Source organism: Hanstruepera flava, assembly GCF_023634025.1.
GTDB classification, from domain to species: Bacteria; Bacteroidota; Bacteroidia; order Flavobacteriales; family Flavobacteriaceae; genus Hanstruepera; species Hanstruepera flava.
In genome coordinates this window covers 432,925-456,836 of the sequence record NZ_JALJCW010000002.1, presented here as the reverse complement: position 1 = coordinate 456,836, position 23,912 = coordinate 432,925, and the positions used below count along the sequence as shown (strand labels likewise).

The window sequence follows — 23,912 nt, the reverse complement described above, 5'->3', positions numbered from 1 at the left end:
ATTATGAGTACAAAAAATTTTATCGTAGGTGGTATTGTAGGTGGTATCATTGACTGGCTTTTAGGGTGGTTGTTTTACGGAATTATCTTTGCAGATAAATTTCCTCAACCAGATGAAACAACAAATGCCATGTTGTTTATTACTTGTGGATGCTTTGCTTTTGGATTTTTCATTTCCTTTATTTTTAATAAATGGGCTGATATAACAACGTTTGGAGCAGGATTAAAGGCAGGTGTAATCATTGGTCTATTTATGAGTCTTATTGAAGGCTTTTTTAATCTTGCAGAACAAGCTTCACCAAACTATGAAATGTTTGGGCTTGTATTGTTCATTTATATTGTTACCTCTGGTATTGTAGGTGGTGCAGTTGGAGCTGTTAGCGGTAAATTAGGTTAAGTTAATCTTTACAGAACTCAAAGCGCTCCAATTATGAAGCGCTTTTTTTATCTATTCTATTATTTATTTTTTAAATTTATTATGCACGCATAATAAATTTTCTGTATCTTTGGTTTTCGAAAAATTACATTATGAAGGATAAAACCATTGATTATGTCTTCAGGACCACCTGGTTAGCCATTAACAAAATGTACAACGAAGAAGCTGCTCAATTCGAAACCACTATGGCTACTGGTTTTGCCCTGTTGAGTATTGACCCTGAAAATGGGACGCCTTCAACGTCCCTTGGCCCTAAAATGGGCATGGAAGCTACAAGCCTTTCTAGGACTTTAAAAACCATGGAAGAAAAAGGACTTATCGAGCGTAAACCAAATCCGGAAGATGGTCGTGGTGTCATTATTCACTTAACAGAATTTGGTCGTGAAAAACGTGCCTATTCAAGGGAAAAAGTTTTGACTTTTAATGAAGCTATTCGGAAAAACATTTCTCAAGAGAAACTTGACCACTTTTATGAAGTTGCCGAACTCATAAATAATATGATATCAAACAAAAAAATATATAACCAAAAAGAACATATACTTAAATAAATATGAGTAAACGTAGAATAAATAAAGTAGCTGTTATTGGTTCTGGAATAATGGGAAGCGGTATTGCATGCCATTTTGCCAATATTGGTGTAGATGTACTTCTTCTCGATATTGTTCCTAGAGAGCTAAACGAAAATGAAAAAGCCAAGGGCTTGACATTAGAAAATAAAATAGTTAGAAATCGTATTGTTAATGATTCTCTACAGGGAGCATTAAAATCGAAGCCCTCTCCTATTTATCATCAAAAATTTGCCAATAGAATAACAACGGGGAATTTAGAAGATGATATTGCAAAAGTTAAAGATGTCGATTGGATTATTGAGGTTGTTGTTGAACGTTTGGATATTAAAAAACAGGTATTCGAAAATCTTGAAAAACACAGAACTCCAGGAACCTTAATTACATCAAATACTTCAGGTATTCCAATTAAATTTATGAGTGAAGGCCGAAGTGATGATTTCCAAAAACATTTCTGTGGAACACACTTCTTCAATCCAGCACGTTACTTAAAACTTTTTGAAATTATCCCAGGTCCTAAAACAGATTCAGATGTTTTGGACTTCTTAAACAATTATGGTGAACAATTCCTTGGAAAGACATCAGTTATTGCTAAAGATACACCAGCATTTATTGGAAACAGAATTGGGATTTTTGGAATTCAGTCCTTATTTCATCAAGTAAAAGAATTAGGGCTTACCATTGAAGAAGTTGACAAATTAACTGGTCCTGTAATCGGCCGACCAAAATCGGCTACATTTAGAACAGTTGACGTTGTTGGTTTGGATACATTAGTACATGTTGCCAATGGTATTTATGAAAATTGTCCTAATGATGAAGCACATGAATTATTTAAGCTTCCTGATTTCATCAATACCATGATGGAGAACAAATGGTTGGGTAGTAAAACAGGACAAGGTTTCTACAAGAAGATAAAAGACGACAAAGGTAAAAGCGAAATTTTATCACTGGATTTAGATACTTTAGAATATCGTTCAAAAAAGCGTGCACAATTTGCGACACTTGAATTAACCAAAACAGTTGACAAGGTCATAGACCGCTTCCCTATTTTGGTAAAAGGAAAAGACAAAGCTGGTGAATTCTATCGTAAGAATTTTGCCGCCATGTTTGCCTATGTATCCAATAGAATTCCAGAAATATCTGATGATTTATATAAGATTGACGATGCTATGAAAGCTGGCTTTGGATGGGAACATGGCCCATTCCAAATCTGGGATGCTGTAGGTGTTGAAAAAGGATTGGAGCTAATTAAAGCTGAAGGGCATCAAGTAGCCGATTGGGTAAATGAAATGCTAGCATCAGGTAGTAAATCATTCTATTCGGTAAAAGAAGGCGCTACGTACTTCTACGATATTCCTTCTAAAACGCAAACTAAAATTCCTGGACAAGATGCCTTTATCATATTAAATAATATCAGAAAATCGAACGAAGTGTTCAAAAATTCAGGTGTTGTTATTGAAGACTTGGGTGATGGTATTTTGAATTGTGAATTCCAATCCAAAATGAACACCATTGGTGGCGATGTATTAGCAGGATTAAATAAAGCTGTTGATCTTGCCGAAAAAGATTTTGAAGGATTAGTAATTGGAAATCAAGCCGCTAATTTCTCGGTAGGTGCCAATATAGGTATGATTTTTATGATGGCTGCCGAACAAGAATATGACGAACTGAACATGGCAATCAAGTATTTTCAGGATACAATGATGCGTATGCGCTACTCTTCTATTCCAACTGTAGCAGCACCTCATGGAATGGCTTTAGGTGGTGGTTGCGAGTTATCAATGCATGCTGATAAAGTTGTTGCAGCTGCAGAGACCTACATTGGACTCGTTGAGTTTGGAGTTGGTGTAATTCCTGGTGGTGGTGGCTCTAAAGAAATGGCTTTAAGAGCTCAAGACACCTTTAGAAAAGGAGATGTGGAATTAAACGTATTACAAGAATACTTTCTAACAATTGGAATGGCTAAAGTATCCACTTCAGCTTACGAAGCTTTTGACCTAGGAATCCTACAAAAAGGAAAAGATGTTATTGTTGTAAACAAAGATCGCCAAATTGCAACTGCAAAAGCCCATGCCAAATTATTGGCTGACGCAGGATATACCAAACCTGTCAAAAGAGCAGACGTTAAAGTGTTAGGTAAACAAGCTTTGGGAATGTTTTTAGTGGGAACAGATTCTATGGAAGCTTCAAATTACATTAGTGAGCATGATCATAAAATCGCCAATAAACTAGCATACGTTATGGCTGGTGGTGACTTGTCAGAACCTACAATGGTATCTGAACAATATCTTTTAGACCTTGAACGCGAAGCATTTTTATCGTTGTGTACGGAACGAAAAACTCTAGAACGCATCCAACACATGTTAAAAACAGGAAAACCTTTAAGAAACTAATAAAATGAAACAAGCATATATAGTAAAAGCATATAGAACAGCTGTTGGTAAAGCACCAAAAGGCGTGTTCCGTTTTAAAAGAACAGATGAGTTAGCTGCTGAAACCATAGCTCATATGATGAAAGAGCTACCCGATTTTGACAAAAAACGCATAGATGATGTGATTGTAGGTAACGCCATGCCAGAAGGTTCCCAAGGCTTAAACATGGGAAGGCTTATATCTTTAATGGGATTGGACATTGTAGATGTTCCTGGCGTGACGGTAAATAGATTTTGCTCTTCTGGAATTGAAACTATAGGAATTGCAACGGCAAAAATTCAAGCTGGAATGGCCGACTGTATTATCGCAGGTGGTGCTGAAAGCATGAGTGCTGTTCCTATGACAGGATTCAAACCAGAATTAAATTATGATATTGTTAAAGCTGGTCATGAAGAATACTATTGGGGAATGGGTAATACAGCTGAAGCTGTAGCCAATCAGTTTAAAGTATCTCGTGAAGACCAAGATGAGTTCGCCTATAATTCACATATGAAAGCTTTAAAAGCTCAAGCTGAGAATCGCTTTCAAGATCAAATTGTGCCCATAGAAGTAGAGCAAACATATATTGATGAAAACGGTAAAAAAGCAACAAAAAATTATACCGTAACCAAAGATGAAGGTCCTCGTAAAGGAACAAACTTAGAAGCTCTAGCAAAACTTCGACCTGTTTTTGCTCAAGGTGGTAGTGTTACTGCTGGAAATTCTTCTCAAATGAGTGATGGTGCTGCATTCGTAATGGTTATGAGTGAAGATTTAGTAAAAGAATTGAATTTAGAACCTATTGCCAGATTAGTAAACTATGCTGCTGCTGGTGTTGAACCACGAATTATGGGAATTGGTCCTGTGAAAGCCATTCCAAAAGCCTTAAAACAAGCAGGCCTAAAACAATCTGATTTGGAATTAATAGAACTTAATGAAGCTTTTGCATCGCAATCATTAGCAGTTATCAGAGAATTAGGCCTAAACAACGATATTGTTAATGTAAATGGTGGTGCCATTGCATTGGGACATCCATTAGGATGTACAGGTGCTAAACTTTCAGTGCAACTGTTTGATGAAATGCGTAAGCGAAACATGACAGGAAAATACGGTGCCGTTACTATGTGCGTAGGAACTGGTCAAGGCGCTTGTGGAATTTTCGAATTTTTAAATTAAAAAACACAATTATAGAGTTATGGAAGCAATAGAAAAAGACATATTAAGAGGTGGTCAGTTTTTGGTAAAAGAAACTAACTGCGATGATGTGTTTACACCTGAAGATTTTTCAGAAGAGCAAAACATGATGAAAGAAGCGGTTATGGAATTCAATGACCGAGAAATCATTCCACACAAGAATCGATTTGAAGCAAAAGATTACGCGTTAACCGAAGAGTGCATGCGTAAAGCTGGTGAACTCGGATTCTTGGGAGTAGCCGTTCCTGAAGCCTATGGTGGATTAGGAATGGGATTTGTATCAACTGTATTAACATGTGATTACATTTCCAGTGGTACTGGTTCGTTCAGTACAGCCTTTGGAGCGCATACAGGTATTGGAACGATGCCAATAACCTTATATGGTACAGAAGAACAAAAACAAAAATATGTACCAAAATTAGCTTCAGGTGAATGGTTTGGTTCTTATTGCTTAACAGAGCCAGGCGCTGGTAGTGATGCCAATTCAGGTAAAACAACTGCCGAGCTTTCTGCTGACGGTAAAACATATAAAATTAACGGTCAAAAAATGTGGATTTCCAATGCTGGATTTTGCCGCTTAATGATTGTTTTCGCGCGTATTGAAGATGATAAAAATATTACTGGCTTTATTGTGGAATATGATCCTGAAAATCCAAATGGTATTACTTTAGGTGAAGAAGAACATAAGCTTGGTATCCATGCCTCTTCAACAAGACAAGTATTCTTTAATGACACAGTTGTGCCTGTTGAGAATATGTTGGCTGGTCGTGGCGAAGGTTTTAAAATTGCCATGAATGCGCTTAATGTTGGACGTATCAAATTAGCAGCTGCTTGTTTAGATTCACAAAGACGTATTACAACTACAGCTGTTGAATATGCCAATGAACGTAAACAATTTAAAACCAGAATATCTGATTTTGGTGCTATCAAGAAGAAGTTGGCTGAAATGGCTGCAAGTGCCTATGCTGGTGAATCGGCTACCTATCGTGCATCAAAAAATATAGAAGACCGCATAGCCTTAAGAGAAGCTGCTGGAAATTCACATCAAGAAGCTGAATTAAAAGGTGTTGAAGAATACGCCATTGAATGCTCTATACTAAAAGTAGCCGTTTCTGAAGATGTTCAAAACTGTGCTGATGAAGGCATTCAAATATTTGGCGGTATGGGATTCTCAAAAGAAACCCCTATGGAAGCTGCCTGGAGAGATGCCAGAATTGCTAGAATTTATGAAGGAACCAATGAAATAAACCGTATGCTATCTGTAGGTATGTTGGTTAAAAAAGCCATGAAAGGTCATGTGGATTTATTAGGTCCTGCCCAAGCAGTCCAAGAAGAGTTAATGGGTATTCCATCGTTTGAAACACCTGATTATTCTGAATTGTTTTCAGAAGAAAAGGAAATGATTAAAAAGTTAAAGAAAACCTTTTTAATGGTTGCTGGTGGTGCTGTTCAAAAATTTGGTCCGGATTTAGAAGGTCACCAACAATTATTGGTAGCTGCTGCAGACATTCTAATCGAAATATACATGGCAGAATCTGCCATTCTTCGTACCGAAAAGAATGCGAAACGATTTGGAGAGAAAGAACAATCTGTTCAAATAGCTATGGCAAAATTATACTTGTACAATGCTGTAAATATTGTAGAAGACAAAGGAAAAGAAAGTATCATTTCATTTGCCGAAGGCGATGAACAGCGCATGATGCTTATGGGTCTTAAGCGATTTACAAAATATCAGAATTATCCGGATATCGTAGACTTAAGAAACGAAATAGCCGAAAAAGTAAAAGCCGAAAATAAGTACTGCTTTTAGTTGTAGTTAAGTTTAGTTAGGAGTGAAAAGCCGTTTCAATCATTGGAACGGCTTTCCTTTTTTTAGTATTTTAGTCAAAAAATAAACATGAAGCATTTTAACATATTATTTGTCCTTGTTTTTATTTCAGTCAGTAGTTTCAGCCAAGGGTTACTTCAAGAAAAATCGAATTTCACTCGTCAAGACACATTACGTGGAACTATTACCCCAGAACGTGAATGGTGGGATTTAACGTATTATCATTTAGATATTAGTGTAAATCCAGACGAAAAATTTATTTCTGGAAAAAACACCATAAAATATAAAGTTTTGGAGCCCTACTCTACCATTCAAATTGATTTGCAAGAGCCTTTAGTCATAACAAAGGCAACACAAAATGGCAAAGAATTATCGGTAAAACGTGATGGCAATGCCCATTTCATTTCACTTATTGACAAACAAATTCCAAACACTATCAATTCTTTAGAAATACACTATCAAGGTTACCCCAAAGAAGCTGTGAGAGCTCCTTGGGATGGTGGTTTTTCATGGAAAAAAGATAAAAACGGAAATCATTTTGTGGCAACTTCTTGTCAAGGGTTAGGTGCCAGCGTTTGGTGGCCGAACAAAGACCATATGTATGATGAAGTGGATAGTATGCTTATAACAATTACTAACCCTAAAGGATTAAGTAATATTTCAAATGGACGATTACGATCTAAAACAGATAATGAAGACGGTACAGTAACATCAAATTGGTTTGTTAGCAATCCAATTAATAATTATGGCGTTAATGTTAATATTGGTGATTATGTCCATTTTTCAGAAGTCTATCAAGGTGAAAAAGGCCCATTGGATTTAGATTATTATGTGTTGAGTTATAACCTTGATAAAGCAAAAGAACATTTCAAAGATACACCAAAAATGATGAAGGCTTTTGAACACTGGTTTGGCCCATACCCTTTTTACGAAGACGGCTTTAAACTTGTTGAAGTTCCTTATTTAGGTATGGAGCATCAAAGTTCGGTCACCTATGGCAATCAATACAAAAAAGGCTATTTAGGTAATGACCTATCAGGAACAGGTTGGGGTTTGAAATTTGATTTTATTATTATCCACGAAGCCGGTCATGAATGGTTTGCCAACAACATAACTAACAAAGACATCGCCGATATGTGGATTCATGAAGGATTTACAGCTTATTCCGAAAACTTATTTTTAGATTACCACTATGGAAAAGAAGCTTCTGCAGAATATGTAATTGGTACACGAAAACTAATTCAAAACGACAAACCACTTATTGGCCCTTATAATGTTAATAAAGAAGGCTCTGGTGACATGTATTATAAAGGCGCAAATATGCTACACACACTGCGTCAACTTATTGAAGATGATGACAAATGGCGACAAATTTTAAGAGGTCTGAACAGTACATTCTATCATCAAACCGTTACAACAAAACAAATAGAAGATTACTTAAGTGAGCAATCTGGAATAGATTTAACCGAGTTTTTTAGTCAATATTTGAGAACCACAATGATTCCAACTTTAGAATATGAGATTGTAGATGGAAACCTAAAATATCGCTGGATAAATATTGTAGACAAATTTGATATGCCAATTGAAGTTACCATTGATAATAAAAAGCAGTGGTTATTCCCTACTGCCCAATGGAAAACATTATCCATAAAATCTAATAATATAGAGATAGATAAAGATTTCTACGTGTACAGCAAAAAACTATAACATTGGAAATTCCTGAACTTTATTTTCAGCGTGATATTGATTGGTACGACTGGTTGTTACAAAATCATGAAAAGCACAATGCCGTTTATCTTATATTTTACAAACTAGAAACCAATATGCCAACCATGCGTTGGGAAGAAGCTGTAAAAGTTGCCTTATGCTTTGGTTGGATTGATGCTACTGTTAAAAGTTTAGGCCATGGAAAACGCAAACAATATTTTACACGTAGAAAGTCTAAAAGTAATTGGAGCACACTAAACAAAAAGTATATAGCTGAACTTGAACAGCAAGGTTTAATTCAAGAGTCCGGTTATAAATCAATAGAGCATGCTAAAAAAACAGGTACATGGTTCGCTATGGATGCAGTTGAAAAAGGTATTATTCCAGATAATCTCAAAAAAGCATTTGACAAAAACCCAATAGCATTTGAAAACTTCAAAAATTTTGCACCGTCTTATCGAAAAGGTTATTTGTCTTGGTTAAATAGCGCTAAACGCGAAGAAACCAAACAAAAAAGAATTAAAGAAATAATTTCGTATTGTGTTAAAAATATAAAATCAAGAAATTAACCATTTCTTTTTCATTAATTTTAGTGTTTAACAAACCAATCCGAATGAAAAAAATAGTGACCCTCGTCATGCTTTTTAGCTTGGCTATTGTATTTCCGCAACAAGAATTCTCTTTAGATCTAGTAAAAAACATGAAACCGCGTAATATTGGGCCTGGCGGTATGTCTGGGCGTGTTACAGCAATAGATGTTGTACATAATAATCCAGATGTTATGTATGTTGGTACAGCATCTGGTGGATTATGGAAATCAACTTCAGGAGGTATAAAATGGGATCCTATATTTGATAATGAAGTAACTGGTTCTATTGGTTCAGTAGCCATTCAACAATCCAACCCGAGCGTGATTTGGGTAGGTACAGGAGAAGGAAACCCAAGAAACAGTCTCAATGGCGGTTATGGTATTTACAAGTCTTTAGATGGTGGCAAGAATTGGCAGCTTATGGGCTTGGAAAAAACCAGGCATATACATCGGGTTATCATTGACCCAACTAATCCTAATGTGGTTTATGCAGGAGCCATTGGCTCACCATGGGGCGAACACCCAGAACGCGGTGTTTATAAAACTACCGATGGTGGTAAAACATGGAAAAAAATCTTGTTTGCAAACAACAAAACAGGTGCTGCCGATTTAATTATGGATCCCACAAATCCTAATAAATTAATCGCTGCCATGTGGGAACATAAGCGAGACCCTTGGTTTTTTAATTCCGGTGGCGAAGGTTCAGGTTTACATATTACCCATGATGGTGGCGAAACATGGAATAAAGTAACTTCAAACGATGGTTTTCCAGAAGGAAATCTAGGTCGAATAGGCGTTGCCATAGCTGCCAATAAACCAAACATCATTTATGCTTTAGTAGAAGCTAAAAAAAATGCACTTTATAAAAGTGTTGATGGCGGCTTTAAATGGCGAAAAATCAATGACAAAAATGATATTGGTAATCGGCCTTTCTATTATTCCGAAATTTATGTAGATCCACAAAATGAAAATCGTGTCTATTCGGTGTTTACTTACGTAAATGTAAGTGAAGATGGTGGTAAAAACTTTAGTCAACTTATGCCAGCATATGGCGTAAGTAATGGTATTCATCCTGACCATCATGCTTGGTGGATTCATCCAAACGATGGGAGTTTTATGATTGATGGTAACGATGGCGGTATGAATATAACACACGATGGTGGAAAAACGTGGCGCTTTATAGGCAATCTACCCGTGGCGCAATTCTACCATATTAATGTTGATAATGAATTCCCTTATAATGTTTATGGTGGTATGCAAGATAATGGGTCTTGGCGAGGACCAGCTTATGTGTGGCGCTCACAAGGAATTCGCAATTCTTATTGGCAGGAAATCAGTTTTGGAGATGGTTTTGACGTAGTTCCAGACAAAGACGATTCCAGATTTGGTTGGACCATGAGTCAACAAGGTTATGTTTCGCGTTACGATTGGAAAACTGGTAATAATTACATGGTTCGCCCTACTCCACCAGACGAAGATACCATGTTACGTTTTAATTGGAATTCTGCTATAAATATCGATCCATTTGATAATAGTACGGTTTATTTTGGTAGTCAGTTTGTACATAAATCTACGGATAAAGGTGAAACTTGGGACATTATTTCAGAAGACTTAACAACAAACGATCCTGAAAAACAAAAACAATCAGAAAGTGGTGGTTTGACTATGGATGCTACTGGTGCTGAAAACCATTGCACTATTTTGGTTATTGAACCATCTCCTGTTGAAAAAGACATGCTTTGGGTTGGCACAGATGATGGTCGTGTTCACATTACACAAAATGGTGGTGAAACATGGACTGATGTTTCCAAAAATATAAAAGGCTTACCTATTGGCAGTTGGATTCCACAAATAAAAGCCAGTAATAAAAATAAAGGTGAAGCCTTACTCATTGCTAATGATTATAGACGTTTTAACTATACACCTTATGCTTATCGAACAAAAGACTATGGCAAAACTTGGTCACGTATTGTAGATGAAAATGACGTTGAAAGTTACACGTTGGCAATAGTTGAAGATATTGAAGAACCTAATCTATTGTTTTTAGGTACTGATGATGGCTTATACATCTCGTTAGATGCTGGAAACAAATGGATGAAATGGACAGAAGGCTTCCCTACCGTTTCCGTAAAAGATTTGGTCATTCAACCAAGGGAGCATGACTTGGTTATTGGTACCTTTGGTCGTGCGGCTTGGGTTCTAGATGATATTAGACCATTACGAGCTATGGCTAAAGATAAATCGGTTATCAATTCAAAATTACAATTATTTGAGCCTCCAACCGCTTATCAAGCAGCATATCAACAACCAACAGGAAGTCGTTTTGGAGCCGATGCCATGTATCATGGTGAGAACAGAGGCTATGGTGCTACGCTCTCTTACTTCATTACTGTCAATGAAAAAAAAGCTGATGATGATGAGAAAAATAAAAATACAGATATTGAGAATGATGACGAAGTTGAAGTTGATGATAACAATAGCGACTTTGAAAAAGAAGAAAATGTTATCAAATGGGATTCCATTACCATGCAATTTTATGATGGTGATCGTTTGATGCGTACCTTAAAGCGCAAAACACCTAAAGAATCAGGCTTACACAAATGGACTTGGTATATGGATGAAGCTGGTGTTTCTAGACCTTCACGTAGCATTAGGGAATCTAAAAATGAGCCAGGAGGCGTGAGCGTTAAACCTGGTCGCTATAAAGTAGTTATGAGTTATGGCGATCAAAAATCTGAAGCATTTATTACGGTTAAATCAGACCCTAGAATTGAAGTTTCTCAAAAAAATATTGATGAAGTTTATAATGCAGGAAAGCAATTAGAGGTTATGCAACAAGAAATTGCTGATGCTGTTAAGCAATTAGTTGAAAGTAAAAATATAGCCAAAAAGTATCAATCAGACTTAAAGAAGTTAGATAAAGAAAAATATGAGGATAATATTAAATCATCAAAAGAAATAATTGAAAAAATTGATGAGTTAATTGACATATATCTCGGAAAGCAAGACAAAAGACAAGGCATTACCAGAAGTAGGGAAATGACAGTTAATAATAGATTAGGTGCTGCAAGAAGTTATGTTAATTCTCGTCAAAATGGATTAACAAGGACAGAAACTCAATTAATAGATTTTGCAAAAAATGCTATTAATGATGCTTTTGAAAAGACTAATGAATTTTTCAATAACGATTGGAAAAATTATCAATCCAATATGGAGGAATTAGAAATAAATCCGTTTAAAGAAACAAAGACCTTTAAAATCGATTAAATAAACCTACATAATTAAAACACTAAAAATGAAAAAAATAGTTGTATTATTTATGATTGGTGCATTTTTATCATGTAAAAATGAGCCAAAAGAATCAGTTGCTAAAAAAGCACCTGAAATAACACAGTACACCATAGAACAGTTTATGGATAATGAGGCTGTAGGCAATGGTAGTTTTGCACCTGATAATTCAAAATTATTGGTACATAGCAACCGATCTGGAATTTATAATTTATATGAAATACCAGTAAAAGGCGGTGAATTTAAGCCACTAACACAATCGGATAGCTCTTCAATTTTTGCTATTTCTTACTTCCCCAATGATGAACGCATTTTGTTTTCATCAGATGGAAATGGAGATGAGTTAGACCATATTTATTTGAGAGACCCTAACGGAAATATTACAGATTTAACACCGTTTGACGGTGCAAAATCTAATTTTTATGGTTGGTCTGACGATAAAACTAAATTCTATTACGGTTCTAATAAAAGGGATTCGAGGTATTTTGATGTTTATGAAATGAATATTGAGGACTTTTCATCTGAACTATTTTATCAAAATAACGACGGGCTTAATCTTAATAGCATATCAAATAATGAAAAACACATCGCATTATCAAAATCTTTAAACACCAATGATAGTGATTTGTTTATAGTAAACAGAGAGACTAATAAAAAAATAAAAGTCAACGAGAATTTAAGTGGAAATTCTGCCCAAGGTTTTTCTATTGATAATAATACATTTTATTATACAACGGATGATGGTGCTGAATTTGCATACCTAATGGCCTATAATCTGGAAACTGGTGAAAAAACCAAAGTTTTAGAAAAAAACTGGGATATTTGGGGTTCAAGCTTTACTGAAAAGGGTAAGTACATGACCGTTTTTGTAAATGAAGATGGAAAAAATACTATCGAGGTTTTGGATGCCAGTACTATGAACCCTATAGAATTACCTGATTTTGGAGATAAAAGTATAACTAGTGTTAGTTTTTCTGAAGATGAAAATTGGATGCGCATGTATGTAGGAGGTTCTAACGCGCCATCAGACTTATACACTTACAATTTTGAAACCAAAGAACAACACAAATTGACCAATGTTCTTAATAAAGAGATTAACCCAGATGATTTGGTTACTGCAAAAGTTATTAGATTCAAATCGTTTGATGGTGTAGAAATACCAGCTATTTATTACCTACCACATCAAGCCTCTGAAACCAATAAAGTACCAGCTATGGTTTGGGTGCATGGCGGTCCAGGAGGACAGTCTCGTCAAAACTTTAGTTCCTTGATACAGTATATGGTGAATCATGGATATGCTGTTTTAGCCGTCAATAATCGCGGTAGTAGCGGTTATGGAAAAACGTTTTATAAGATGGATGATTTAAACCATGGTGAGAAAGATTTACAAGATTGTGTTGAAGGCAAAAACTGGCTGGCAACACTACCTGAAATTGATGGTGATAAAATTGGAATTATAGGGGGTTCTTATGGTGGTTATATGACCATGGCCGCCTTAACTTACACTCCCGAAGAATTTGATGTAGGTGTAAACATTTTTGGTGTTACCAATTGGCTACGTACTTTAAAAAGTATTCCACCTTATTGGGAATCGTTTAGAGAATCGCTTTATCTAGAACTAGGGGACCCTCATTCAGCTGATTCCATAAGGTTAAAACGCATATCACCTTTGTTTCATACTGACAAGGTTACCAAACCCTTAATTGTTCTGCAAGGTTCACAAGACCCTAGAGTATTACAAGTAGAATCTGATGAAATAGTTGAGGGTGTTAGAGCAAATGGTGTTCCAGTTGAATATGTTTTATTTGAAGATGAAGGACACGGCTTTGTTAAAAAGGAAAATCAAATTGAAGCCTACAGTAGTATTCTGAAATTTTTAGATACTTACCTCAAGGAAGTTAACAAGCCTGTTGATGGTGAAATACCAGATACTGAAATCGAAGCTGAAAAATAAACTAAAAAACGCTCTCAAATTTGAGAGCGTTTTTTTATTCTATACTTTCAAGACCTTTTAAGTCTTCTATCTTTATTTGTTTCCCAGAGGTTGAAATCAAACCTTCTTTTTTCAATTGAGAAAGTATTCTAATGGCCGACTCTGTTGCTGTTCCAACAATATTAGCATAATCTTCGCGCGATAAGATTACATCTAAAAACCCTTCGTCGTTATTTCCAAAATGGTTATAAACATAAATTAAGGTTTCAGCTAAACGTTGTTTTACAGATTTTTGAGCCATATTAACAATAATGTCATCGCTCTCTTTTAAATCTTTAGCCATTTGTTGTAAAACATCAAACGAAAATTTAGAGTTTTGTTGTAAATCATTCATTATTTCATGTTTGGGTATAAAACAAACTTCCATATCATTTAGAGCTACAGCACTCAAATTAGCCGACTCTTCACCAACCAAAGAGCGCTGACCCAACAAATCACCTTTTACAACCAATTTTACTATTTGGTCTTTACCATTGGCGCTTAATTTTGACAATTTGCAAATCCCATCCTTTACGCAAAAAACGCCATTGATGTTTTCACCTTCCTCAAAAATAATTTCGCCTTTTTTTATGGTTTTTGTCGTTTTACAACCAGAAATTCTAATTAATTCCTCTTTAGTTAAAGATTTTAATGAATTAAACTGGCGTATAATACATTGTTCGCACTTACTCATACCTAATAAAAATGTTTTGTAAAGTTAGTTAAAACATGACAAATATCATATATTGTCTACTCATGTTTTGTGACTTTTGTTACAGGTATAAAATGAGCAATTTTTATGGACAAGGCTACTTGTTTCCACTGTGGCGACATATGTAATTCAGAACGAATAACTTACAATGATAAACTGTTTTGCTGTAATGGTTGTAAAACTGTTTATGACATTTTTTCTGAAAACGACTTAACCTGTTATTACGATTTTCAAAATGCTCCTGGTGCGGTACCAAAAGAAATTGAAGGCAAATACGATTTTCTGTCCCAAGAGAATATTATAGAAAAGTTAACCGAATTTAATGATGGTAAAATTCAAATTACCACATTATACATTCCACATATTCATTGCAGCTCTTGCATTTGGATTCTTGAGAACTTATCTAAATTAAATGCAAATATTTCTGCTTCTCAAGTTAATTTTGGTAAAAAAAATGTTAGGGTTACATATAACTCTGAAGCCGTAACCTTAAAAGATGTTGTGTTACTTTTAAGTTCCATTGGGTATGAACCATACATTTCCCTCGACGATTTTAAAACCGGTGAAGAACATATAAATCGTTCGTTAATTTATAAATTAGGCATTGCTGGTTTCGCCTTTGGTAACGTTATGTTTTTGTCATTTCCTGAATATTTTGAAGTTGGTGAATTCTGGTTGGAAAAGTATAAACACCTATTTAGGTGGATTATGTTTGCTTTCTCTCTGCCTGTTGTTTTTTATGCTGGACAAGATTATTTTATTTCGGCTTATAAAGGGCTTCGATCTAAACTCTTAAATATAGATGTTCCAATTGCATTAGGTATTGCAGTACTGTTTATTAGAAGTACAGTTGAAATTATTTTTGATTTAGGCTCTGGTTTTTTCGATAGCCTAACAGGCTTGGTGTTTTTTTTATTATTAGGGAAATTTTTTCAACAGAAAACCTATTCATTTTTATCATTCGAACGCGATTACAAATCGTATTTTCCAATTGCTATTACTAAAATTTTTGAAGGTAAAGAGACACCTATTCAAGTTTACGATATAAAAAAAGGTGATAGATTACTTATTAGAAATGAAGAACTCATCCCTGTAGATGGCATTTTAATTAACGGTAAAGCTAGAATTGACTATAGTTTTGTAACTGGAGAATCTGAAACTATATCCAAAACTTCTGGAGATAAACTTTTCGCTGGTGGCAAACAAACCTCTAGTGTTATAGAAATGGAAGCTTTAAAATCTGTTGAGCAAAGCTACCTAACGCAATTATGGAGTAATGATGTATTTAGCAAAAATAAAGAAGAGGGTTTTACGACCTTGACCAATGCTATTAGCAAACGCTTTACTATAGCAGTACTTAGTATAGCCATTTTAGCTACAAGCTATTGGTTGGTAGTAGATTCCTCTAAAGCTATGAATGTCTTTACAGCTGTTTTAATAATAGCTTGCCCATGTGCCATTGCCCTATCAGCGCCATTTACATTTGGTAACTTGTTACGAATTTTTGGAAAGCTAAAATTTTACGTAAAAAACGCATCGGTTATTGAACAGTTGGCACACATTAATACTATTATTTTTGATAAAACTGGAACTATAACATCAAATAGAAAAAGTACAGCTGCCTACGAAGGCGAATCACTTTCTAATTCAGAAGAGATTTTATTAAAAAATACCCTTCGTGGATCTAATCATCCTTTAAGCCGTACATTATATGATATTTTAGACAGTCATAATATCATTTCGCTCAATCACTTTGAAGAACATTTAGGACAAGGTATAGAAGCATCCCATGAACAAGATTGTATAAAAATTGGTTCAGCCAGTTTTGTTGGAGCTACTGAAACCCAATTGCTTAACACAACAGTTCATATTAGTACCAATAATAAGTACAAGGGAAAATTCACATTCTATAATAGTTATAGAAAAGGTATTTCAAAACTGTTTAATAAACTTAAAAAGCACTACGATTTAGTAATACTTTCTGGAGATAATGAAGGAGAATTAGAAAACCTAAAAAAGTTACTCCCATCTAAAACCAAATTAATTTTTAACCAAAAACCAGAGGACAAGTTAGAATATATAAAATATCATCAAACCGAAGGCGCTAAAGTTCTTATGGTTGGTGACGGTTTAAATGACGCAGGAGCACTAGCTCAAAGTAATGTAGGAATTGCTATTTCAGAAAATGTAAATGTATTTTCTCCTGCCTGTGATGCTATTTTAGATGCTACAAAATTCAATAAACTATATCGGTTTATTAAAGCTTCCAAATCGGCGATTAAAATTATAAAATGGAGTTTTATACTATCATTTATTTATAACATAATAGGATTATACTTTGCAGTAACAGGACAATTAGCACCAGTAATTGCAGCTATATTAATGCCTTTAAGTTCTATTAGCATTGTAGTTTTTACAACTATTGCAACAAATTTAATAGGTAGGAAATTAGAATGATTACAAATAATGTGAAACATGATTTTTATCATATTTTTAAGTAACTTTTAACAATATTTTTGACATGTAACTTCAAATAGGTATGAGTGTTATATACATTTTATTGAGTATCAGCATTATAGTTGCTGTAATTTTTTTTATAGCTTTTATTTATGCTGTAAAAAATGGGCAGTATGACGATAGTTATACGCCTTCTGTACGTATGTTATTTGATGATGAACTTGTCAAAGAACAACCTAAAAAAACCATCATTAAACCAAAAAAAACTAATTAATTATTATGGAAGTACAACAGTTTTATTACGATAACAAAATCGTTAAAAAATTCCTCTATGCCACCATTGTATTTGGTGTTGTAGGAATGGTTGTGGGTTTGCTACTCGCATTTATGTTTCTATTCCCCAACCTTACCGATGGCATTTCGTGGTTAAGTTTTGGTCGTTTAAGACCCTTACATACCAATGCTGTTATTTTCGCTTTTGTTGGTAATGCCATGTTTGCTGGTATTTATTACTCTCTACAGCGTTTATTAAAAACAAGAATGGCCAGCGACCTTTTAAGTAATATAAATTTTTGGGGTTGGCAATTAATTATTGTTGCTGCCGCTATTTCATTACCGTTAGGTTATACAACCTCAAAGGAATATGCCGAGTTAGAATGGCCAATAGATATCGCCATTGCTTTGGTTTGGGTCGTTTTTGGTGTAAATATGATATGGACTATCCTAAAAAGAAGACAACGTCATTTATATGTAGCCGTATGGTTTTACTTGGCAACCTTTGTAACTGTAGCTGTACTTCATATTTTTAACAGTTTTGAATTGCCTGTAAGCGCTATGAAAAGTTATTCGGTTTATGCCGGAGTCCAAGATGCACTAGTACAATGGTGGTATGGGCACAATGCGGTTGCATTTTTCTTAACGACACCATTTTTAGGACTTATGTATTATTTTGTTCCTAAAGCGGCTAATAGGCCTGTTTACTCATATCGATTGTCTATTGTACACTTCTGGTCTTTAATATTTATCTATATATGGGCTGGTCCTCACCACCTATTGTATACGGCTTTACCTGAATGGGCTCAAAACTTAGGAGTTGCTTTTTCAGTGATGTTGATTATGCCGTCTTGGGGTGGTATGATAAACGGTTTATTAACCTTGCGTGGTGCATGGGACAAAGTACGTACGGATCCTGTTTTAAAATTTATGGTTGTTGCCATTACAGGTTATGGTATGGCCACTTTTGAAGGGCCAATGCTATCATTAAAAAATGTAAATGCCATAGGTCACTTTACCGATTGGATTATTGCCCACGTACACGTTGGAGCATTAGCATGGAATGGTTTTATGGCCTTTGGTATTATATACTACCTCATTCCAAGGTTAATGAAAACGAAGCTATATTCTGTTGCTTTAGCCAATTTTCATTTCTGGATTGGAACGCTAGGAATTATTATTTATGCATTGCCTATGTACGTCGCTGGTTTTACTCAAGCAAGTATGTGGAAACAATTTAATCCGGATGGTACTTTAGTATATGGTAACTTTTTGGAAACCGTATCTGAAATTATCCCTATGTACTGGATGCGTGCTATTGGTGGAACATTATACATTACGGGACTATTGGTATTAGTTTACAATATTATTCTTACCGTTAAAAATGGTTCTAAAGTAGAAGATGAATTAGCCGAAGCACCAGCCTTACAAAGAGTAGCTAAAGGTCGTGTTGCCGGAGAAGGTTGGCACACTTGGTTAGAACGCAAACCTATAAAATTGACTATTTACGCTACTGTTGCTATATTAATAGGTGGTATTGTACAAATTATCCCAACAATTATGGTGAAATCTAACGTCCCAACAATCAGTAGTGTGCAGCCTTACACGCCATTGGAGTTAGAAGGACGTGATATTTATATTCGAGAAGGATGTGTTGGATGTCACTCACAAATGATACGTCCATTTAGAAGTGAAGTTGAGCGCTATGGCGAATATTCCAAAGCCGGTGAATATGTTTACGACCATCCATTCCTTTGGGGAAGTAAGCGTACAGGGCCAGATTTACATCGTGTTGGTGGAAAATATTCAGATAACTGGCATCTTAACCATATGTACGACCCACAAAGTACATCTTCCGGTTCTATAATGCCTGCTTATCAATGGCTTGTTAGAAATGAACTGGATAAGTCGCAAACCGAAGCCAAAATGGAAGTCATGGTAACATTAGGCGTTCCGTACACAGAAGAAGATATCGCCAATGCTCAGCAACATATGTTAGAGCAAGGCACCCAAATAGAAAAGAACCTATATTCTGATCCTGACTTTGCTGAAACCTATGAAGCTGACAAACAAGCTGGTGGAGCAGATTTTGTTGAAATGCGTAATCGAGAAATTGTAGCGCTTATTGCCTACTTACAACGATTAGGGACAGATATAAAAGTTAACGATTTAGAAACAACCACACAAAACTAGAATTATGCTAAAATTTGTAAAGAATCATATGGATAGCATTGCAGGTATAGAAATATATCCTATTATCTCGCTGCTTATCTTTTTCATATTTTTTGTAGTCTTATTTTGGTGGGTTTTAACAGCTAAAAAGGACTATATCAAAACCGTAAGTAACATACCTTTAGATAACGATAACCAAAACCAGACAGAACTATGAGACAATTAATTCCTTCATGGATAAGAGTCCCGTTAGTATTTTTTATAATCTTCGGACTCGTAGAATATTTTATTGAATCGGGAGACCAACCTGCATTCATGGAACAGCCAGTAATCTTGCTTTTTTTAGTCTTGGTTTTAATAATACTCATTGCAGTAGAAGCCATCGTAAGTTCAATGGATAATATATTATATCAAAGTTTAGATGCTGAAGCTAAAGCACGTTATGATGCGCAACAATCTGAAACTCCAAGATTTATTGTTTGGATTCAAGAAACCTATAAAAAACTTTTAGGTCAAAAACCTGTTGAAGAGGAGCACGAAATTATATTAGACCATAATTACGATGGCATTAGAGAGCTAGACAATAGCCTTCCGCCATGGTGGTTATACGGGTTTTATGCAACTATTATTTTTGCTGCCGTCTATTTAGTAAGATTCCACATTTTTAACGGAGAGAATCAATATCAGGAGCTTGAAGCAGAATATGCCCAAGCCAAAATTGAAATAGAAGAATACAAAAAAACAGCAAAAGATTTAGTAGATATTAATACGGTAACTGTTTTAACTGATGCTGCAGATTTAAAAGCCGGTCAAGCCATTTTTGAAGAAAACTGTGTAGCTTGTCATATGGCTGATGGAGGAGGTGGTATTGGCCCTAACCTTACTGATGAATATTGGATTTTAGGAGGCGGCATTAAAAATGTCTTCCAAACCGTATCTGAAGGTGGCAGAAATGGTAAGGGTATGATTGCCTGGAAACAAAGTTTAAAACCGTCTGAAATAGCCCAAGTATCTAGTTATGTGCTACAATTCCAAGGTACAACACCGGCTAAACCTAAAGATTCAGAAGGCGAGATATGGGTAGATGAAAATGCGCCTGCTGAGGACATTCCAACAGAAGCCATGGAAGTGAAAACAGATTCTATTATAACCATAGAAAATTAATGTAATTTAGAAAATATATAGCCGTGGAAGCTCCAGAAAACGAATCGTTTAGAGATTCGATAGGTACCATTGATGAAGAAGGAAAACGCGCCTGGGTTTACCCAAAAAAACCCAGTGGCAAGTATTATGACAAACGAAAAATAGTCAGTTACATACTATTGGCTTTTCTATTTGCTGCGCCTTTTATCAAAATTAATGGCAACCAATTCTTGATGTTCAATGTGTTGGAACGTCGATTTAATATTTTTGGATTTCCATTCTGGCCACAAGATTTTCATCTATTTGTTATCTCCATGATAATTGGCGTGGTGTTTATTACGCTTTTTACTGTTGGATTTGGTAGAATATTCTGTGGTTGGATTTGCCCACAAACCATTTTTATGGAAATGGTTTTTAGACGCATTGAATATTGGATTGATGGTGATAGAAACAAACAACGCAAATTAGATAGACAAAAGTGGGATGCTGAAAAAATTAGAAAACGTTTGCTAAAGTGGTTTATCTTTTTGGTCATTTCATTTTTAATAGCCAATATCTTTTTAGCATATTTAATTGGTAGCGATAAGCTTCTTAAATATATAACTGATGGTCCAACAGAGCATATGGGAACCTTATTCCCATTAATCATATTTACGGCTGTTTTTTATTTTGTTTTCGCCTGGTTTAGAGAGCAGGTTTGCATAATTGCTTGTCCATACGGACGCTTACAAGGTGTGCTGTTGGATACAAAATCAATTGTTGTAGCCTACGATTATAAACGCGGTGAAGGTGAAAATGGTCGTAAAAAGTTTAGAAAAAATGAAGATCGCGAGGCTTTGGGACATGGCGATTGTATTGATTGCTTACAATGTGTTCATGTATGCCCTACTGGAATAGATATTAGAAATGGTACACAATTGGAATGTGTAAACTGTACGGCTTGTATTGACGAATGCGATCATATAATGGAAAGCATTAATCTGCCTAAAGGCTTGATACGTTACGCCAGCGAGCACGAAATAGAAACAAAAGAAAAGTTTAAGCTAACCGCTAGGATGAAAGGTTATATAGCTGTTCTGGTTATTTTAATAGGTGTTTTAATTGGTATGTTGCTTATTAGAAATGATGTTGAAGCTCGTGTACTACGATTACCAGGCCAGCTTTATGAACACAAAGAAGGTGATATTATTAGTAATGTGTTTACTTATAAATTGGTAAATAAAACAGTTCATGAAATTGACAGTGTTCACTTTAAATTACGCAAGTTTAACGGCGAAATAAAGGTTGTGTCCAACACCAATAATATTGTGATACCTAAGGAAGGCCTATCTGAAGGTACTTTGTTTATTGAAATAGATAAAAAAGAATTAACAGGAGACAAAAACAAACTTATGATTGAAGTTTACAGTGGTAACGAGTTAATAGAAACTACAACGGTAAACTTTTTAGGTCCAAGAAGTTATAATTAAAAAAACTATTATGAAATTTAATTGGGGAACTGGTATTGTAATTGCTTTTGTGGGATTCATTTCATTTATCATGTATTTTGTTATCAATATGAATACCAATAAGGAATTGGATCATGATTTAGTAACTGAAGACTACTACAAACAAGAACTGGAATTCCAAAATGATATTGATAAAGAAAAAAATGCTAAAGCTTTAGCAGAAAATATTAATTGGAAAAAAACCGAAGACGGCATAATTATAGTATTTCCGCAATCCCTTGATGTTAATGGTATAACAGGAAAAGTGTTCCTATACAGACCATCTAATAAACAATTTGACTTTGAAAGGGACATTTCATTGTCAAGCCACAATTTGCTCATACCTGACAAGCGTTTATTGGATGGTCGTTGGAACATTAAAGTTGATTGGCAATATAATGGAAAATCATATCTCTACAAAAAAGAAATTGTGTATTAAATGCTATGGTCAGCAATCATATTAGGTTTATTGGGCAGCTTTCACTGTGTCGGCATGTGTGGTCCAATTGCCTTTATGTTACCTGTTGACCGAAGTAATTCTATTAAGAAAATATCACAAATTACTACATATCATATTGGTCGCATTATAGCATATAGCTTTATTGGACTTTTTTTTGGTTTGGTGGGTAAAAGTCTATATATATTTGGCTTACAACAACAACTTTCAATAGCTATTGGTGTTTTGATGATTTTAGTGGTATTGATTCCGGTAAATACATTCAACAAATACAATTTATCCAAACCTATTTACAAAGTCATTTCCAAAGTAAAGTCAGGGTTAGGTAACGCTTTAAAAAGAAAAACAGCAGACACCTTTTTAACTATTGGTTTTTTAAATGGTTTTTTGCCTTGTGGATTGGTTTATATGGCTGTATTTGCTTCCGTAGCTATGCAAAATGCTTCACATGGTGCTTTGTATATGGTGCTTTTTGGATTAGGAACCATACCATTAATGACTACTGCCATTTATTTGGGTAAATTTTTAAATGCAACCATTAAACAACGTGTTCAAAAAGTAATACCTCTTTTCGTAATCCTTATTGGACTATTATTTATAATTAGAGGATTAGGTTTGGGCATACCTTACCTCTCTCCTGCTCCAGTTATTGAAACCGCAAATGGCCTTATAGACTGTCATTAATTATTTTATTTAAGATAAATTTGTCCGATTTAATTTTTTGGCTTAAATTTGTGTCATATAATTAAAGTATGTTTTCAAAAGCTTGCGAATACGGTATTAAAGCATCTATTTTTATAGCCTTTAGCTCATCTGAAGGAAAGCGCGTTACACCCAAGGAAATAGCAGAAGAAATTAACTCTCCCCAAGCTTTTACAGCAAAAATCCTACAGGCTTTGGCAAAACACAATGTCATTAACTCTGTTAAAGGTGCTTATGGCGGCTTTGAAATTGACAAAAACAATTTATCCAAGATAAAACTAGCTCAAATAGTAAATGCCATCGATGGTGATAAAATTTATAGAGGATGTGGATTAGGTTTGGAAAAATGTGATGAAAATCATCCTTGTCCTGTTCATGATAAGTTTAAAAGTATTCGTAACAACTTACAGTATATGTTAGAAAACACCACTTTGGAAGAACTAGCCCTTGATATTAAATCTGGTACATCATTTTTAAAAGTCTAAAAAAAATTAATATTAAATAGGATAATTTTATCT

The 23,912-nt window shown here is 34.9% G+C and carries 19 protein-coding genes; 18 read left to right on the top strand and 1 reads right to left on the bottom strand.

Annotation, left to right across the window (positions count from 1 at the left end; translation table 11 throughout):
- Positions 1 to 3 precede the first annotated feature (3 nt).
- From MTX13_RS09660 to MTX13_RS09620, 9 genes are all read left to right on the top strand, one after another.
- Complete coding sequence (locus MTX13_RS09660; protein WP_250434432.1) at positions 4 to 396, top strand: hypothetical protein; 393 nt, start codon at positions 4 to 6, stop codon at positions 394 to 396.
- Between the two features lie 131 nt (positions 397 to 527).
- Positions 528 to 983, top strand: coding sequence for a MarR family winged helix-turn-helix transcriptional regulator (locus MTX13_RS09655; protein WP_250434430.1), 456 nt, complete (start codon positions 528 to 530; stop codon positions 981 to 983).
- Positions 984 to 985: 2 nt separating this feature from the next.
- A complete protein-coding gene (locus MTX13_RS09650; RefSeq protein WP_250434428.1) occupies positions 986 to 3,394 on the top strand; it encodes a 3-hydroxyacyl-CoA dehydrogenase/enoyl-CoA hydratase family protein in 2,409 nt (802 codons plus the stop codon).
- Positions 3,395 to 3,398: 4 nt separating this feature from the next.
- Positions 3,399 to 4,589 carry an acetyl-CoA C-acyltransferase gene (locus MTX13_RS09645; protein ID WP_250434426.1) on the top strand — a complete coding sequence of 397 codons (1,191 nt, stop codon included), beginning with the start codon at positions 3,399 to 3,401 and terminating at the stop codon, positions 4,587 to 4,589.
- 19 nt (positions 4,590 to 4,608) lie between these two features.
- Entirely contained in the window at positions 4,609 to 6,417 is a 1,809-nt protein-coding gene (locus MTX13_RS09640; RefSeq protein WP_250434424.1) for an acyl-CoA dehydrogenase family protein, read from the top strand.
- 87 nt (positions 6,418 to 6,504) lie between these two features.
- Entirely contained in the window at positions 6,505 to 8,142 is a 1,638-nt protein-coding gene (locus tag MTX13_RS09635; protein ID WP_250434422.1) for a M1 family metallopeptidase, read from the top strand.
- A 2-nt stretch (positions 8,143 to 8,144) separates the two neighbouring features.
- Positions 8,145 to 8,711 (top strand): YdeI/OmpD-associated family protein, encoded by a 567-nt coding sequence (locus MTX13_RS09630; protein ID WP_250434420.1) that lies wholly within the window; start codon positions 8,145 to 8,147, stop codon positions 8,709 to 8,711.
- Positions 8,712 to 8,755: 44 nt separating this feature from the next.
- The gene (locus MTX13_RS09625; RefSeq protein ID WP_250434419.1) at positions 8,756 to 11,998 is read left to right on the top strand and encodes a WD40/YVTN/BNR-like repeat-containing protein; all 3,243 of its coding nucleotides are present in this window, start codon (positions 8,756 to 8,758) and stop codon (positions 11,996 to 11,998) included.
- 28 nt (positions 11,999 to 12,026) lie between these two features.
- Entirely contained in the window at positions 12,027 to 13,973 is a 1,947-nt protein-coding gene (locus tag MTX13_RS09620; RefSeq protein ID WP_250434417.1) for a S9 family peptidase, read from the top strand.
- 34 nt (positions 13,974 to 14,007) lie between these two features.
- Here the strand turns inward: MTX13_RS09620 and MTX13_RS09615 are convergent, their stop codons facing one another.
- Positions 14,008 to 14,685, bottom strand: a complete 678-nt coding sequence (locus tag MTX13_RS09615) for a Crp/Fnr family transcriptional regulator (RefSeq protein ID WP_250434415.1) — start codon at positions 14,683 to 14,685, stop codon at positions 14,008 to 14,010.
- Between the two features lie 105 nt (positions 14,686 to 14,790).
- On the opposite strand from MTX13_RS09615, the gene MTX13_RS09610 reads away from it, so the two are divergent.
- From MTX13_RS09610 to MTX13_RS09570, 9 genes are all read left to right on the top strand, one after another.
- Positions 14,791 to 17,160, top strand: coding sequence for a heavy metal translocating P-type ATPase (locus tag MTX13_RS09610; protein WP_250434414.1), 2,370 nt, complete (start codon positions 14,791 to 14,793; stop codon positions 17,158 to 17,160).
- A gap of 82 nt (positions 17,161 to 17,242) precedes the next feature.
- Positions 17,243 to 17,434, top strand: a complete 192-nt coding sequence (gene ccoS / locus MTX13_RS09605; RefSeq protein WP_103052712.1) for a cbb3-type cytochrome oxidase assembly protein CcoS — start codon at positions 17,243 to 17,245, stop codon at positions 17,432 to 17,434.
- Positions 17,435 to 17,439: 5 nt separating this feature from the next.
- Positions 17,440 to 19,626 carry a cytochrome-c oxidase, cbb3-type subunit I gene (gene ccoN, locus MTX13_RS09600; RefSeq protein ID WP_250434413.1) on the top strand — a complete coding sequence of 729 codons (2,187 nt, stop codon included), beginning with the start codon at positions 17,440 to 17,442 and terminating at the stop codon, positions 19,624 to 19,626.
- A gap of 4 nt (positions 19,627 to 19,630) precedes the next feature.
- Positions 19,631 to 19,822, top strand: coding sequence for a CcoQ/FixQ family Cbb3-type cytochrome c oxidase assembly chaperone (locus tag MTX13_RS09595; RefSeq protein ID WP_103052714.1), 192 nt, complete (start codon positions 19,631 to 19,633; stop codon positions 19,820 to 19,822).
- Complete coding sequence (locus MTX13_RS09590; RefSeq protein ID WP_250434412.1) at positions 19,819 to 20,769, top strand: cbb3-type cytochrome c oxidase N-terminal domain-containing protein; 951 nt, start codon at positions 19,819 to 19,821, stop codon at positions 20,767 to 20,769. The genes MTX13_RS09595 and MTX13_RS09590 overlap by 4 nt, the downstream gene beginning before the upstream one ends.
- A gap of 23 nt (positions 20,770 to 20,792) precedes the next feature.
- Positions 20,793 to 22,217, top strand: a complete 1,425-nt coding sequence (gene ccoG / locus MTX13_RS09585; RefSeq protein ID WP_250434411.1) for a cytochrome c oxidase accessory protein CcoG — start codon at positions 20,793 to 20,795, stop codon at positions 22,215 to 22,217.
- 10 nt (positions 22,218 to 22,227) lie between these two features.
- Entirely contained in the window at positions 22,228 to 22,674 is a 447-nt protein-coding gene (locus tag MTX13_RS09580) for a FixH family protein (protein WP_250434410.1), read from the top strand.
- The gene (locus tag MTX13_RS09575; RefSeq protein ID WP_250434409.1) at positions 22,675 to 23,376 is read left to right on the top strand and encodes a sulfite exporter TauE/SafE family protein; all 702 of its coding nucleotides are present in this window, start codon (positions 22,675 to 22,677) and stop codon (positions 23,374 to 23,376) included. It begins immediately after the preceding gene.
- A 68-nt stretch (positions 23,377 to 23,444) separates the two neighbouring features.
- Positions 23,445 to 23,879, top strand: coding sequence for an RrF2 family transcriptional regulator (locus tag MTX13_RS09570; RefSeq protein WP_250434408.1), 435 nt, complete (start codon positions 23,445 to 23,447; stop codon positions 23,877 to 23,879).
- Positions 23,880 to 23,912: the final 33 nt, after the last annotated feature.